Annotated in this window: 12 protein-coding genes; all 12 read left to right on the top strand. The window is 50.3% G+C overall.

Annotated elements, in window-relative coordinates; translation table 11 throughout:
• Positions 1-2,320: putative Ig domain-containing protein (locus tag FH871_RS33230; protein ID WP_229317506.1), on the top strand; the 2,320-nt coding region annotated here is incomplete at its 5' end.
• 870 nt (positions 2,321-3,190) lie between these two features.
• Complete coding sequence (locus FH871_RS22915; RefSeq protein ID WP_138993757.1) at positions 3,191-3,979, top strand: polysaccharide biosynthesis/export family protein; 789 nt, start codon at positions 3,191-3,193, stop codon at positions 3,977-3,979.
• A gap of 4 nt (positions 3,980-3,983) precedes the next feature.
• Positions 3,984-6,326 (top strand): tyrosine-protein kinase, encoded by a 2,343-nt coding sequence (locus tag FH871_RS22910; RefSeq protein ID WP_138993756.1) that lies wholly within the window; start codon positions 3,984-3,986, stop codon positions 6,324-6,326.
• A 125-nt stretch (positions 6,327-6,451) separates the two neighbouring features.
• Positions 6,452-7,120, top strand: coding sequence for a sugar transferase (locus FH871_RS22905; protein WP_138993755.1), 669 nt, complete (start codon positions 6,452-6,454; stop codon positions 7,118-7,120).
• A 22-nt stretch (positions 7,121-7,142) separates the two neighbouring features.
• Positions 7,143-7,625 (top strand): UpxY family transcription antiterminator, encoded by a 483-nt coding sequence (locus tag FH871_RS22900; RefSeq protein ID WP_138993754.1) that lies wholly within the window; start codon positions 7,143-7,145, stop codon positions 7,623-7,625.
• Between the two features lie 181 nt (positions 7,626-7,806).
• The gene (locus FH871_RS22895) at positions 7,807-8,712 is read left to right on the top strand and encodes a hypothetical protein (RefSeq protein ID WP_138993753.1); all 906 of its coding nucleotides are present in this window, start codon (positions 7,807-7,809) and stop codon (positions 8,710-8,712) included.
• Positions 8,713-8,767: 55 nt separating this feature from the next.
• Complete coding sequence (locus tag FH871_RS22890; RefSeq protein ID WP_138993752.1) at positions 8,768-10,312, top strand: lipopolysaccharide biosynthesis protein; 1,545 nt, start codon at positions 8,768-8,770, stop codon at positions 10,310-10,312.
• A gap of 184 nt (positions 10,313-10,496) precedes the next feature.
• Positions 10,497-11,483, top strand: coding sequence for a glycosyltransferase family 4 protein (locus tag FH871_RS22885; RefSeq protein WP_229317501.1), 987 nt, complete (start codon positions 10,497-10,499; stop codon positions 11,481-11,483).
• Positions 11,480-13,126 carry a hypothetical protein gene (locus FH871_RS22880; RefSeq protein ID WP_138993751.1) on the top strand — a complete coding sequence of 549 codons (1,647 nt, stop codon included), beginning with the start codon at positions 11,480-11,482 and terminating at the stop codon, positions 13,124-13,126. Before FH871_RS22885 ends, FH871_RS22880 begins: the two co-directional genes overlap by 4 nt.
• A 6-nt stretch (positions 13,127-13,132) precedes the next feature.
• Positions 13,133-14,182: a glycosyltransferase gene (locus FH871_RS22875; protein WP_138993750.1), complete on the top strand. Its 1,050-nt coding sequence runs from the start codon at positions 13,133-13,135 to the stop codon at positions 14,180-14,182.
• A gap of 1 nt (position 14,183) precedes the next feature.
• Complete coding sequence (locus FH871_RS22870) at positions 14,184-15,380, top strand: glycosyltransferase family 1 protein (RefSeq protein WP_138993749.1); 1,197 nt, start codon at positions 14,184-14,186, stop codon at positions 15,378-15,380.
• A 14-nt stretch (positions 15,381-15,394) separates the two neighbouring features.
• Entirely contained in the window at positions 15,395-16,555 is a 1,161-nt protein-coding gene (locus tag FH871_RS22865) for a glycosyltransferase (protein WP_138993748.1), read from the top strand.
• Position 16,556 lies beyond the last annotated feature (1 nt).

Raw genomic sequence — 16,556 nt, 5'->3', positions numbered from 1 at the left:
GCCGGAAATCACCCGGCAGGCCGGTCTGGCGGATTTGTCGCTGCTAAACATCGACGAAACAGGCAGCGAACAGCTGAACAGCAGCCGGGGACAGGGTACGGAGATTTTTCTGCAACGGGTTCGGTTCGATCTTAAACGCAGCGACTGGCTGTGGCTGGCCAACAGCGACAAGCTGGTGATTGCCAACACCGATCTGAGCCAGGGCGTCGACAGCCGTTTTAACTACCGGGGGCCGCTGCAACTGGACGGATGCAGCCATTTTGTACTCCGGGGAAATACCTTTACTTACGCTGTCGATGGGCTCAATCTGGACAAAACCCGCGACGGGGTTTTTGAGAACAACGTAGTCATCCGCGACGGCTCGGCCCGGTATCCAACCAATACGATCCACCACGTTCTGATCATGAATTTTGCGCAGAATGTAGCGGTGCTCAAGAACGAATTCAAGGTCGTCAACGGCCCGGCTCAGAACGGCAGAGATGGCGAAACGATCATCAGCGAGGGGGGAGGGGGCGACCGTATCGATGAAGATGCCGGAACGGTGAGCGGAGCCACGGCCACAACCTTGCAGGACCAGAGCAAGACCTGGGGGAGCTTTCGCCGGCAGCCGGTGGTGGCCATTGTAAGCGGAAAAGGGATGGGACAATGGCGCCGGATCACCAGCCGGAGCGGCTCGACACTGCAATTGGATCGGGCCTGGGACGTCATTCCGGGCGTGGGCAGCCGGTATGCGGTTTTCAACTGGGGGGCACGCAACTGGCTGATTCAGGGCAACCGCTTGTCGGGTAATCACCGCGGCATCACGCTGTATCACACATCGACAACCCAGGTAGCGATTGTCAACAACACCCTGCTCAACAGCGGCTCGATTGACCTGACACCGATTCAGCAGCAGTCGGACGGTCGTCAGCAGTTTATGCCGATGTATAACACCCAGATTGTGGGCAACACCGTTTCGAACACGAATGGGGCCAATGGCGTGTTCATTGGCGTCCATCCCGTGCAGCACGCCCAGGAAAAAACCTTTGGTACGTCGGTGGTGGGGCTGGAGGTGCGGGGCAACACGTTGCGGGCGGGCGTTCCGAACATCCCGGCGGTGGTGGATGCGGAATATCCGGAAGGGTACCTTAATTACCTGGAATATCATCCCGTGGCATTTTATCAGGATGAGCAGGTTCCGGCGATTCTGGGGAGTATTTTCGAGAACAACACGGCTATCAATTGCGCGAATGCGTTGTATCTGAACAGCGGTTCCTACAACACGCTGGTTTGCAACCTGAAGCTGGAAAGTTCACCGAACGCGATTCGGGACGACCGCTTTGATCGGGTTAGCCACGCTGCGGTGGCAACGGTTTTGTGCGTTAAACCCAGCCCGACGCCTACGGCCAATAAACCTCCGCAGCCGCCCTCTCCCACCGTATTGATTGCCCCGCTGACGGCCCAGGTGGGGGTACCTTTCTCGGGAACGCTGGTGGCTTTCACCGATCCCGAAGGCGGAACCCTGACGTATGGATTAAGCGAATTACCGGGCGGATTGAGTATGAATACCGGCAACCGAAGTCTGAGTGCAACGGCGTTCAATCACATTATCACCGGTACGCCGGTCAAAGAAGGAACCTACAAACTGACGTACTCGGCCACCGATGAGCAAGGGGCAACGAGCCAGGTCAGTTTTGATTTGATCGTTAAACCTGCCGCCGTCACTCCCGTCGTAACCGGGGATTTTGAGGGTTTTCTGGATAAACTGGAATGCGGAAGCATCCGGGGTTGGGTCTGGGATCGCAACAAGCCGAACACACCCTTGACGGTTGAGTTCTACCTTGAAAGCGGGTCGCCGGTTGTTACTACGATTTTAGGGCGCGCGGAGGCTGCGATTTACCGGACAGATTTAAAGACGGCGGGGAAGGGCAACGGGGTTCATGCGTACAATTTTTCACCTCCGGCAGGTTTAAAAAATGGCGCGATGGTTCGGGCCAGGGTGCTGGGCAGTACGTACCTTCTGAAGGGGTCTCCCAAAGCCTATCAGTGTGCGAACGCGCGTTTATCAGCCGAAGAAACAATGGATCTCAGCGTGACTGTGCTGGGAAATCCGATTATGGGGGACGCGCTGGAAATCGAGATTCGGGGCGCCGAAGACCAGCCGGTTCACTGGCAATTATCGGATGTGCAGGGTCGACTGGTCACCCAGCATCGGATAGGACGGGCCGGTGCCGTTGAGCGGCAGACGGTGTTGATTGCCGGTCAGCCGGCGGGGCTTCTGTGGCTCCGGGTCAGCACAGCCGACCAAGTCAAAACCGTACGGGTGCTGAAGGCAGACTGAGGCAATCCGGTATCTGGATTAGCAGCAACCGCCCGGTTTTCAGATCAGGCCGTGGCCACTTTCGCGTTTCCTTTCTTCATCAAAAATATTTTCAGTTTACCAGCGAAATGTAAACCGGGAAGGCGGACCGACCCGAAACCCCTTCCTTCTGCTATTCTGGAAATGCCCCGGTTGATCCGGTCACTTCGTGCTTCGGGGAGGATGCGTTTGCGCCGGAAGCCCTGCTACTCGCGCCCGGTTTGAATTATCATACATAAAAATCACCGCCATATAATAAAGTAAGGGAAATTCAATGAATAAAATTCATTGAATTTCTTTGTCTGTTAAATAGGATGGTTGATCAATACGATACAAGGTAATGACAAATTGTTGTGCAAGCAAATAAAATGGTTATAAATACTACATACCTAAGCAGGGTTAGCACAATTTGTAGAAATTATATTCCCGTAAAAACTTGAGTAATGTCTGATTTTTTACCGTTTCCGGAACGGTAGTCGATTCTGCGATCAAAGTCGTAAGGAATTCGTAAGTCATGTGTCTGATAAAAGAGATTGCGGAATTACTTAACGTATTTACAAAATTAAATTCTATTTTTATTCAATTTATAAGTATTATTTTTGTAATACAGTTGCTTCCATCAGGAATGGTAATAGCATCCAGAGAGTTTACGTAAGGATCAGGCAACCCAATCAGTACCCCGAAACGTCAGGCCGTGTAAATTGTTTTCGTTTTTTGAATTGAGTAATTTTACTTAACTTGCAAAACTTTTTGACAAGGGTAACGTCTTGTTCGCGAAGTGGATGAGTTAGTCTGGCAGTAGCAGTCCGGTTATTTGCAGAATCAGTATCATTATTTTATGAAAGTGACGGTATGAATCAATGTAAACTGGGTGTTCGGGGGGCGATTTGGGTGTTGGGCCTGTGTGCTTTTCTGACGAGTTGTATATCAAGCAAGAAACTGGTACTGTATCAGAAAAGCGGGAACGATAAAGACACCATTGCGCTTTCTCCACGGTATATTGCGACCATCAAAGTGGGCGATGTGTTGTCTGTTCAGGTGAGCAGTTTTAGCCCGGAGGCCACGGCTCTGTTCAATCCCTATACCTCCATCACAGCCATGACCGGGCAGAGTTCCGCCACAACCCCCATGCCTTACGTGACCGGTTACCTGGTTAGCGAAGAAGGGCAGATTGAATTGCCTTTGATCGGGAAAGTGACCGTCCAGGGACTCACCAGCAGCCAGGCGGCCAAACAGATCCGGCAGAAACTGCTCGATTACCTGAAAGAACCAACGGTGAATGTCAGAAACCAGAGCTTTCAGATTTCCGTCACGGGAGAAGTGGCCCGTCCCTCCCTCTTCACCATTCCCAATGAGCGCGTTACGTTGCCCGAAGCCCTGGGGCTGGCGGGTGATATTACCATTTTCGGACAGCGTACGAACATTCTGGTTATTCGTGAAGAAAACGGGCAGCGGACGTTTAACCGCGTTGACTTAACCCGGCGGGATTTGTTTCGCTCGCCATTCTATTACCTGCATCCCAACGATATCGTGTATGTTGAACCCGGTAAGGCCCGAATTGCCAATGCAGACCGGAATTATCAGTTAGTACCTATTATCCTCAGTGCGCTTTCGATCATAGCCATTGTTGTAACGCGTTAATACTATGGTAAATAACTCATACACGCCTTATCAGGCCTATGAAATAGCACCACAGCCCAATCTACGGGCTACGCTCATGCGGTATTTACGCTTCTGGCCGTGGTTTTTGCTTTCGATCGCGATCATGCTCGGAGCGGCTTATGGGTACCTGCTGTATCAGCCGCCGGTTTTCCGGGTGCACGCGAGTTTGCTGATCAAAGATGAAAAGAAGGGGGGCGTCTCGGCCGAGAACCTGATGAAAGAACTCTATCTTTTTAATAAGAACGTCAGCATCGACGACCAGATCGAAATTCTTAAGTCCTACACCCTCATGGACCGGGTGGTGAAAAGTCTGGGGCTAGACGTTCAGTATTATCACCCCACCAAAACGTACAACAAGGAAATCTACGGGGAGTCGCCCATCCGGTTGCTGGTTGAAAAAGAGCATCCAAGCCTGTTTTCCAGCGAGTTGGCGTTTACGTTCGTGGATGAAAAAACATTCCTGTTAAATGGCTACTCCTATCCGTTTAACCAAAATATCAAAACGCCTTACGGGTTGCTTCGCGTATTTGCGCTCAAGCCTATTTCGGCCAGCACACCACCCGTGCTGGTGTCGGTAGCAACGCACTCGCGAGCCGTCAACAGCTATTTGAATAAACTGAGCGTTGAACCGGCGGCCAAAGAGTCCAATGTGCTGGAAATCAGTATGGAAGAAACCGTGCCGGACAAAGCGGAAGCGATCCTGAACCAACTGGTCAATGCCTACAGCAAAGAGGCCGTTTTCGACAAAAACAAGGATGCCAGTAACATGCTCCACTTCATCGAGGAGCGGCTGAGCCTGATTGCCGGTGAACTCTCGAAAGTGGAACAGGAAGTCGAAACCTACAAATCGACCGAGGGCATTACGGATCTAAGCATCCAGGCTCAGACCTTCCTGATGACTGTCAAGGAAAATGATGCCCAGTTGAATGAAGTAAACATGCGGTTGAGTGGTTTGGCGGACATTGAGCGCTACGTGGCCAAACAGATTGGTGACAAGAGTGTTGCTCCCGCCACCATCGGACTGAACGACCCGACCCTGAACGGCCTGCTCACCAAAGTATCGGAACTCGAACTGAAACGCGATGAAATGTCGCGCATGATGGCCAGCAACAGCCCCATGCTCCAATCGATCGACAGCCAGATCAGAACCATCAAAGGCAGCATCAACGAAAACATTCAGACGATGCGGCAGCAGTTGACCAGCAGCCGCAACCACCTGCTGGCGAATAACCGGCGGATGGAAGACATGATCCGGACCGTTCCGGGGAAGGAGCGCACCCTGCTCAACATCACCCGGCAACAGGTCATCAAAAACGGGCTGTATACCTACCTGCTTCAAAAACGGGAAGAAACCGCTTTGTCGGCGGCTTCGACGGTTTCTGACAGCCGGATTGTAGACGCAGCACGCACGGACGAAGGGCCGATTGCTCCGGTAAAAACGTCCATCTTTTTGATCTTCGGCTGCATCGGCCTGGTGTTGCCCATTGGTTTTATTGAACTGAAATCGGCTCTCAATGACCGGGTAATGCGCCGTTCCGACGTGGAAGAATTCACGCAGGTTCCCATTTTAGGCGAGATTGTGAAGGGCAGTAAAATGTCCAGCGACAACCTGGTTTTCAAACCGAGAATGCGCTCCGTCATTGGGGAGCAGATTCGGGCTTTGCGGACGAATCTGCATTTTTTGAAAGGTGAAGAGCAGCGCAGCCAGGTGCTGCTCTTCACTTCCTGCATCAGTGGGGAAGGCAAGTCGTTCATTTCCCTCAATCTGGGGGCCAGCCTGGCGATGGTGGAACGGACGACGGTTATTCTGGAGATGGACCTGCGGAAACCGCAACTGCACAAGAGCCTGCACATGGAAAACCTCGCCGGCATCAGCAATTACCTGCTGGGAGAAGCGACGATCGATGAACTGCTTCAGCCCATCATGGGATACAACAACTACTTCATCATTACGGCGGGGCCACTCCTGTCGAACCCGGCGGAGTTGTTGAGTTCGCCCCGTCTGGGCCAGCTTTTTCGCGAGTTGCGGCAACGGTTCGACTACATTCTGGTGGACTCTCCACCCGTTGGGCTCGTAACCGACTCGCAGGTGATTGCGCCGTTTGCCGATGTTACTCTGTTTATGATCCGGCACGACCATACGCCCAAAAACCACCTGAAAATGGTGGACGCTCTCTACAAGGAACAGCGATTCCAGAATTTGAGCATTGTTCTGAATGCCATTGGAGAAGGCGATTCGCACTACTATAATTATGGCTATGGCGAATATTATGGGGGGACGGATCCTAATCAGCAGAGGGGAAAAGGAAAACACCGAAAAACCTGATCCGACGACCTTTTTAAGTAATTAAATCACCAACAGGCTATGTTGATCGCCTAATACCAAGCTTCGACGGCTTTCCTGACCGTCATTCTCCTGTAACGAACCCGAATTAGACAGTTAAAAGCAATATGCTAAGCCTTAACTCACAATACCAAACCCTTTATGTCTATGCGGAGGAACGGAACCGACGCAGTGATTTTACATACCGGTATTTTGGAAAGCGTGCCTTCGATATTTGCCTGAGTTTTCTGGTTACCGTGTGTATCCTGATCTGGATGATTCCATTGGTAGGCCTGTTGATCAAGTTGGGCTCACCCGGCCCCGTTCTGTTCATCCAGAAACGTACCGGGTATCGTGGTGCTTCTTTTAATTGTCTGAAATTCAGAACGATGACGCATAATCCGGCGGCTTCCTTCAAACAGGCAAAGCGAAACGATGAGCGGATCACGCCGATCGGGCGGTTTCTGCGAAAAACCAATCTGGACGAAATGCCGCAATTCCTCAATGTGCTCATCGGCGACATGAGCATTGTTGGCCCCCGGCCCCACGCCATTCAGCACAGTGCACAATTCTGGAATACAATGCCTGAATACCGGAAACGCTACCGCGTGAAACCGGGGATCACCGGACTGGCCCAGATCAATGGATACCGGGGCGAAATCGACCATGTGATGAAAATGCGCCACCGGGTCAGATATGACCGCTTCTACAACCGGAAAAAATCCATTCTGTTCGATCTCTGGATTTGCTGGCTGACGGTGAAGGCCATGGTTGGTGAAAATAAAAACGCCTGGTAACGGGATAATCTTTTGCAAGCCTATGTCCTGGTACGTATTGTATACGAAGTCCCGAACCGAAAAGGCGGTGGCCGACAAGTTGAAAGAGCGCGGGATCGAAGTGTATTGTCCGCTGGTTAAAACAAAACGAAAGTGGTCGGACCGAATGAAAACCGTCGAAGAACCACTTTTCCGGTCCTACTGCTTTGTGAATCTGGAAGAACAGCAACGCGATCGGGTATTTGGGGTACCCGGTATTGTTCGCTACCTGTTCTGGATGAATAAACCGGCCGTGGTTCGGGACTCCGAAATCGAGATCATCCGGCGAATGCTGAAAGAAACCGATAACAACCACATTCAGGTTGAGGCCTTTTCATCATCCGACCGCATCAAAATAAAATCCGGCTGTTTTCAGGATCTGGAAGGCAACGTCATGAACCAGCAGGGGAAAACACTGCAAGTGTTTATCGATTCGCTGCAAATGGTCATAAAAGTTGATTTATCGAAGACGCTGGTTACGGCTTGAAGGCCACGTTTGAGCCCCTGCAATTTCTGACTACCCTAAAACACTGCAAGTTAGGTCCAGCCTGGGACTGAAAGGGCGAAGCCGTATCAAAACCAGCCGGTATTTCTTAATTCCGGAACGTTTACGCGAAAAAAAACCGGATAACGGGCGAGAAACGACGCTCAAATCAGTCTGTCAATTCATGAAAAAAATAGCGCTGGCGGCCCTTATTTTTTGTCTCTTTCTGCTGCTGGTGGAGCTGGGCGGTCGCTATTACGGATTAACCAGCTATCCCCTCTACGACGCCAGTAACGAATATGAATACCTGCTAAAACCCAATCAGGATGTCAGGATTTACCGGAATCGATTTACCACCAATGAATTCTCCATGCGCAGTGCGCCCGTTGCCAAAACCGATACCCTCGTGGTTTTATTGGTGGGCGACTCGATCATCAACGGCGGTAATTCCATCGATCAGGATAGTCTGGCCAGCACCCTCGTAGAGAAAGAACTGCTTCGTCAATACGGTAAAAAAGTACGTGTCTTAAACATCAGTGACAAAACCTGGTCGCCCGACAATGTGGTGGCTTATTTGAAGAAATTCGGGATGTTCGGTGCCGATATGATTTTGATGGTGGCCAATAGTGGCGACGCATTCGACCCGATGACTTTTCAGCCCATTGTAGGCGTAACGTCAACGCATCCGGATAAGAATGACGCGTTTGCCTGGCCCAAATTGGTCGTAAAAGCGTGGGCAACCGTAGAAGATCGCTATTTCAGATCCGAAGAGCCCGCTACGAAAGAGGAAAAAACCGCTGAAGAACCTGAGAATCTGGTCAAAGGGTTTGCCGATTTAGACAGTATTTCCAGACAGTTAAAAATACCGTTCTTTCTGTATCTACACCGCTCCCAGTCGGAACTGACGAAAAATACGGTCGACCGGGGCGGCCTGGTAATCGAAGAATTCTGCAAAAAAAATCAGATTCCGATGCGCATCAACCGCATGGCGTTCGACATGTTCAATGATGAAATTCATTTGAACAGCAAGGGACAAAAAGCATTAGCGAAAGATTTATTGCCCATCATTCAGTCGGAATTAAAGCTGTAAAGAAGGCGTGATAGGAGAAGTTTTTGAGTTTAATCCATGATGAGCAAACCAATGTATGTCAACCACTAAACGACTGATTTCAGGTACAGCGGCTTCCTGGGCAAGAATTGGGGTTACCATGCTCACTCAGGTGGCTCTTGTTCCCATCTTTCTGAGCTACTGGGACATTCAAACCTATGGGGTATACATTGCCATTCAGGCTCTGATCAATGTTTTAAATACCCTGGGGAGAGGCTACAGCGATTATTTACAATTTGAATTTTTGAAATTTGGCACCACCAACCGACCCCAAATTGCCTCCCTGCTTTGGTCCGGGGTCAGTGTCATTCTGATTCTGAGTGTTCTGGAACTCTCCATTTTATATTACATCGCCTTTTACAGCAATATCGAGTTCTTGTTCAACGAAAAAAGCGTCAGCAATCCGGGCTTTAGAAATCAGGTTGGGTGGTCGCTCATACTGCAATGGGTTACGTGGATAGCCTCCAATATTATCGGGCTGTTTTTTAGAGCATTAAACCCCTTTGGTTACTACCCCCGGATGGAGTGGTGGAACGTGATTTCGTCCATTCTTACTTCACTCATTACGGTGGCCTTTATCATAAATGGTGCCGATTTACTGGGGGTTAACATCGCGGCATCCGTAGGGTCAATGGCGATCATGTTCATTCAATTTCTGGATACCAACACGCTGTTAAAACGGGAAAGCATTCAAATCACGACGGCTTCCGTGCGGATGGGCTTCGAAAAGTACGTTACTTCCATTACGTTGTCGGGCCGGTATTTTCTGGAAAATTTCAAACAGCAGGGCGTTCGGCTGTTGCTGTCTCCCCTGGTGGGCGCAGCCAGTCTGGCGGCTTTTGTAACGATGCGAACCGGTGCCAATGTGGCCTTGCAAGGGCTTTCTACCATTACCAACCCGTTGATGCCGGAGTTGATGCGGTTTTTGCACACCAAGGATCAGGAACGAATGCAGGTCGCTTTCGATAGCATCTGGCTGGTGGTGGTGGCTGTTCTGGCTCCTGCCGTGCTGGTGATCCATGCCATCGCTCCTTTCCTGTTTACGATGTGGACGAAAGGCCAGATTGTATACGATCCTTATTTGTTCGCGACGCTGTCGTTGAGTGTGCTGGTGTATGGCATCGCCCAACCGGCCACCGCGATCGTCACCGGGAATAATTTGCTCAAATTACAAATGGGTATTTCGCTGGTATCGTCACTGATCGTTATCGCCGGTATCTTTTTTCTCGTACCCCAAATCAGCATCGTCGGTGCCGGCATCTCGCTATTAACCGCCGAAATTGCAGCCGCTATTGGGTTCCGGTATTACGCCAGAAAATGGCTTCAGTCGCATCACATGCGCTGGCCGAACCAATCGTACGGCATCGCGATTCGATCCGTCCTGATAGCGGCTTTTGGCATGATCATGATGAGTGCATTCCCGGACTATTATCTGTTGTATCTGGCCGTATCTTTTGTGGCGTTATGCTGGAATATAAAGAAATATTGGGAGCTGTTTTCGAAGATTGGGGTGGAGAAAACCTTGTTATTATTAAGTCGTCTGCCCGTTATCGGCAAGTACTGTTACAGCAAAACTGCCTAATTCAATCATGAAGGTTACCCAGTTGGCGATCGGAAGGTTTCATCACTTCCACCTCGCAAGACAATTAGAACGATTAGGACTGCTGGAAAGGATATACACGGGCTTTCCTAAATTCAAATTAAAAGATGAACAGGGTATTCCGAAGGATAAAGTAAAAACGTTTCCGTGGATTCATACGCCCTACATGAAAAGAGGGTTGATTGGAATTCAGTACTGGGAGTGGTTATCGGAAGAGTGGGAATGGATCGATAAACAGGTGATTGATAAATATGTAGCCGGAAAAATTGACCATCCGACCATCCTGATTGCTTTGTCGGGCAACGGCTTGCACGCCGGTAAAAAAGCGAAAGACAACAACGGTTATTTCATCTGCGACCGGGGTTCATCCCACATCCGGTTTCAGGATCAAATCCTGCGCGAAGAATACGCCCGCTGGGGATTTACGTTTCGGGGAGTCGACCCGCGGGTGATCGAAAAGGAAGAAATTGAATATGAACAGGCCGACCGGATTACGATTCCTTCTGAGTTCGTAAAGAAAACATTTATCGATCAGGGCGTTCCCGAAAGTAAACTTTCTAAAATACCGTATGGTGCCCGGCTTGAGCGGTTTTATAAAGTGGCCGAACCCGGTACGGATAAATTTAAAGTACTCTGGGTGGGCAATGTCTGCCTTCGGAAAGGGTTCATGTATGCCTTACATGCCTTCCAGAATCTCCGGCATCCCAACAAGGAATTTGTCGTCATCGGAACGGTTGAATCGGAAATAAAACAATTGCTGATCGGGCAAAACCTGGACAAGGTGTTTTTTTTAGGCCTGATCCCGAACGTTCAGCTTCCCCGCATGTATAGCACCGCCAGCGTCTTTATCATTCCGAGTTTAGAAGAAGGATTGGCCATGGTGCAGGGAGAAGCCTTAGCGTGTGGTTGTCCGGTCATTGCCAGTGTGAATTCGGGATCGGAAGATTTATTCAAAGACGGTCAGGAAGGCTTTATCGTACCCATTCGGAATCCGGCGATCATGACCGAAAAATTAGTGCAGTTGGCTGATGACCCGGCCTTGCGGGATAGCATGTCGGTGGCGGCTATCGAGTGCGTGAAAAGCATGGGCGGGTGGGATCGCTACGGCGAAGGATTTCGGGAAACACTACTAGCCCTGGTCGAAGGAAAATGAGCATGGTAGCCAGTCAGAAACGGCCTCTTACATCCGCACCGCAGACGCCTGTTCTGCCGGTTCAGCCGCGCTTTATTTTTTTAGGGCTCTTCAAACGGTGGATCTGGATAGCGGTTTTTGTGGCGGCTCTGCTGCAAAGTCTGTTTTTCTTTAGTCCTGCCAATCTGTTTGCGGTGGTTTTTGTCCTCTTCGCGTGGGGATTAGCCGATAAATTTGTTCTGACGGCTTTTAACTTATCGAAATATACCTTTTCAACCGTCATCATCCTGGGTTTTTCACTCACCCAGTATGTTTTGCCGCTGATCTTTACACTGCTCGAAGGAAAACCGATCACCTATAATCTTAAATTTCCGTACAGCGTTTTTATTCATTCTTTACTGGCATTGGTGGTTTTTATAACGTCCCATCACCTCTATAAAAAATGGCGCGAAGGGCTTGCGGGCAGACTGTATTATAAACTGAGTCTGGTTTTAAAGCGGAATTATTTTTTTGCGACACCTTCCAATCTCCAAATCTGGATTATTGGCTTCGTGGGATTAGCCGGTATGGCCGTTACGTACCTCAGTGGCAGCCATTTTGATGGAACCGCCGAAGCAAGAGGAACGGTGGCGAAATTTTTTCAGGGATTGGTACCCTACGCCTATACGCCCTTATTCCTGTTATTGAGACCCTTATTCTCGTTAAAAAGACCACCTTTCGTTAAACCGCCGACGCTTAAAGTCCTGATTTTTGCTTCCATGCTGTTGTTTGTCGGCATGGGCGGAAACAGCCGCGGACTTTTCATGACCGGTATCAGTGCGGTGGGAATTGCCTATCTGATTGGGCTCTTGTTAGGCAAATTCGACCACAACATCTTCAATTTTAAAAATGCCCTCCTGGCCGGTTTAGGACTCTGGATTATAACCGGTCCGCTCGCGGATCTGGGTACATCCATGGTGATTGTCAGGGCGCAGAGAAGCAATCTGACCAGTACGGAACTGGTGCTGAAAACGCTCGAGGTTTTGCAGAATAAAAAAGCCATCAAGCAGTTCAGAGCCATGAATACGGTGATTGAAGTTCGGGACTGGGATGAGACGTATTTTGATAACATCTTCCTGTCGCGGTTCTGCAACCTGAAATACAATGATGCCAGCCTGGAACTGGCGTATAAACTGGGCAAGCCAAACGATGACATGCTCAGTTATTCCATCGATAAATTCTGGGCTATTCTGCCGTTGCCGGTTTTAAATTTTTTCCACCTAAAAGTGGATAAACTCACCGTCAATGCCTCCTCCTACGGCGATTATTTGTACGATCGATCGGGCGGTAAAGGGGGATTAGGCGGTTTTCGGACGGGCCATTTTGCCGGTACCGGTATGGCGACTTTCGGGTGGTGGTATCTCTTACTGATGGCCGTTGGCGTCATTCCCCTGTTTTTGCTGGTTGACTTATTTGTCATGTATTACCAGCAGGGTGCCGTGATGACTACCTGTTTAAGTCTGGCCGGACTCATTCAGATGAACTTCTTCTTTACCTTATTTTCGGTTTCTAATTTTTCGGAAAGCGTCGTTAATATTTATTCTTTTTTAATGCGGGGCTGGATTCAGGATGCCCTTCTCTACTGGTTTATCCTGTTGGTTCTTCGCAAACTCCGTCTTTTTTAAGGTCGTATGACGATTGTATACATTGGTGAAGACAACCCGTCCTCTACCTCCTTTCACCGGTTTCTGGCGCTGAAAAGACTGGGGCATCTGGTGACGATTTATAACCCACAGGATGCGTGTAAAGAGCAGTTGCAGGGGTTTTTAGGCTCTAAAGTTCATTTTCGTACCGGCTACCAATTTCTACAAAACCGGACCCGGAAATGGCTGTCGACGGTACTCGAAAAACAGAAAACCGTTGATTTAATCTGGGTGGATAGTGGGGAGTTAATTGGCAAATCGGCGCTGGAAACCTTAAAAGCCGCTGGTGCTCCGGTGGTTCTTTACAATGTCGATGACCCTACGGGAAAACGGGACGGCGGCCGGTTTAAATCCCTGCTGAAAGCGCTGCCCTTTTATGATTTAGTCGTCGTGGTGCGTACCGAATCCGAAAAGGAATGCCGTGAACTCGGCGCGTCCAACGTCTTGCTGGTCTACCGGAGTTACGACGAAGAAGCGCATAAACCGTATGATACGCTGGCAGAAATTCCGACGCAATTTCGCTCGGAAATCGCTTTTATCGGCACCTGGATGCGGTATGAAAAAAGAGACGAGTTCTTACTGAAATTGATCCAGAACGGTTTGCCGGTGGCGATCTGGGGCGACCGCTGGCAGAAATCACCGCACTGGAATGCGCTAAAAGCCCACTACCGGGGTGGAGCCCTGGGAGGCCGGGATTACGTGGCCGCCATTCAGGGAGCAAAACTCTGCATCGGGATGCTCTCGAAAGGAAACCGGGATTTGCACACCCAGCGCTCACTCGAAATCCCGTACATCGGCGGTTTGTTCTGCGCTGAACGCACCGCTGAACACACGGAAATGTACCGGGAAAATGAAGAAGCAGTTTTCTGGAACGATGTGGACGAATGTATGCTGATCTGCCGGGACCTGCTGGAGAATGAACCCAAAAGAGAATCGATACGCCGGGCCGGTATGCGGAGAGTCCGGGAAAATAAGGTGGGCAACGAAGACATCTGCACCCGAATCATTGAAGAGCTAAAACGCAATCAGGCCATCTAACATGCAGATCGTTATTTTTTGTCACCCGTCTTTTCCCGGTTCGCAAAGTATGCCGCGCTATGCCCGCTGGCTGGCCAGTGGTATGCAGGAACGCGGGCATGAGGTGGATTCGTGGCAACCGAAACCGTTCTTTTATACGCTGCCCGTTCCGGAAGCTTTAAAAAAATGGCTGGGCTACATCGATCAGTATATTTTATTCCCGATTCAGGTTCGGCAACGAATCAAAGGATTACCGAAGCAGACATTGTTTGTCTTTGCCGATCAAGCCCTCGGACCCTGGGTGCCGTTGGTTGCGGATCGGCCGCATGTCATTCACTGCCACGACTTTCTGGCGCAGCGATCGGCTCTGGGCGAAATTCCGGAAAATCAGACGGGCTGGACCGGGAAATTGTATCAGGCGTATATCCGGAAAGGATACCGGAAGGGCAGGAATTTTATTTCGGTTTCCATCAAAACGCAGGGCGATCTTCATCAGTTTTTAAAAGCATCTCCGGCGTTCTCGGAGGTGATCTACAACGGCGTGAATCCCAATTATACGCCGGGTCAGGCAGCGGAATCCCGCTCGGTGTTGAGTGCCCGGTTTGGCATCGATTTATCGTCCGGTTACCTCGTACACATCGGCGGTAATCAGTGGTATAAAAACCGCAAAGGCGTGCTGGAGATTTATGATGCGTGGCGAAAAGCCTATTTACAGTCTATACCGCTGCTAATGATCGGCGAAGAGCCCACAGCGGAACTGTCGGAACTGGCGCGGACGTCGGCGTTTCAAAACGACATTCATTTTCTGACGGGCGTTGACGATCAGCACGTGGTTCACGCGTACCGGGGCGCTCAGGTGTTCTTGTTTCCGTCTCTGGCCGAGGGCTTTGGCTGGCCGATCGCCGAAGCGATGGCGTGTGGGTGTCGGGTGATGACCACCAGCGAGGCACCCATGACGGAAGTGGCCGGCACAGCGGCCACCTTACTCCGGCGTCGGCCCCTCGATGAGCTCGATAGCCAGCTTTGGGCGGATGAAGGAGCCGTTCGGATTCAGCAGATCCTGAATGAAACGGCTGAAAAACGCCGGGAATGGATCGACGAAGGATTGGCAAATATCAAGCGATTTACAATCGAAAACGCGACCGATCAGCTTGAGGATGCCTACCAAAAAATCCTTGGGACGTATCGTTTTGCCGGGCAAACTCACACACTCGTTTAATTCCGGTCGTACTTATGCACGTTCTTCATGTCGTTTCGGGAATCGATCCAAAAGCAGGCGGAGTAAGCCAGGCCGTACAGACGATGATCAAAGGGTTATCGCAGCTTTCGGTTCAAAATACCGTAGTGACGCTGGATGATCCTCAGGCGGTTTATTTGCAGAACGTAACGTTCCCGGTTTTCGCAACAGGCCCCGCCAAAAGCGCCTGGCAGTATAGTGCTGATTTTTTGCCCTGGATGAAGGAGCACGTTACGCAGTATGATTGGGTGATTGTCCACGGTCTTTGGCAATACCATACCTATGCGACCCACAAAGCCCTGGCACAATTAAAAACGAAAAAGCCGAAACTCTACGTCATGCCCCACGGTATGCTGGACCCCTGGTTTCAGCGGGCCGCCGGGCGTAAACTCAAGGCCATTCGGAACTGGATTTTCTGGCAGCTCATCGAAAATAAACTGGTCAATCAAGCCGACGGTTTGCTGTTTACCTGTGAAATGGAGAAGACGCTCGCCGAAATCCCGTTTCGCCCCTACTCACCCAAAACGGAAAATGTCGTGAGTCTGGGCGTAGAAGCTCCTCCCGCTTTTACACCGGCTATGGCACTGGCTTTTCAGGCAAAATGCGGGGGACTCAGCCGGGAATTTATTCTGTTTATCAGCCGGATTCACGTTAAAAAAGGGGTCGATTTACTGATCGATGCGTACCGGAAACTGAAAGCTGCGGGAGTTTCATTGCCGCAACTGGTGATTGCCGGTCCGGGTCTGGAAACCGCTTACGGGCAGGAAATGCAGCAGCGGGCCGGTGGAGATACCGACATTCTGTTTCCCGGTATGCTCGAAGGCAACGCGAAATGGGGTGGTTTTCACACCTGTGAAGCGTTTATTCTGCCCAGTCATCAGGAAAATTTCGGCATCGCCGTTGTTGAAGCCCTCGCCTGTTCCAAACCGGTTCTTATTTCAGATCAAATTAACATATGGAAGGAAATCGAGCTTGAAAAAGCCGGCATGATCGAAAATGATACGGAAAATGGCACGTATACGCTGCTCCAACGCTGGACTGCCCTGACGGGAGACCAAAAGCAGCAGATGGCGTTGCGGGCCAAAACCGCTTTCGAGACGCATTTCACCATGTCACAGGCTTCCCGTCGGATGCTGCGTGCTTTAAACCGTAACTAAT

It is taken from the genome of Larkinella sp. C7, from assembly GCF_006149005.1.
Classification (GTDB): domain Bacteria; phylum Bacteroidota; class Bacteroidia; order Cytophagales; family Spirosomataceae; genus Larkinella.
The sequence above is the reverse complement of the archived record's forward strand: the minus strand, read 5'-3'. Positions and strand labels throughout refer to the sequence as shown.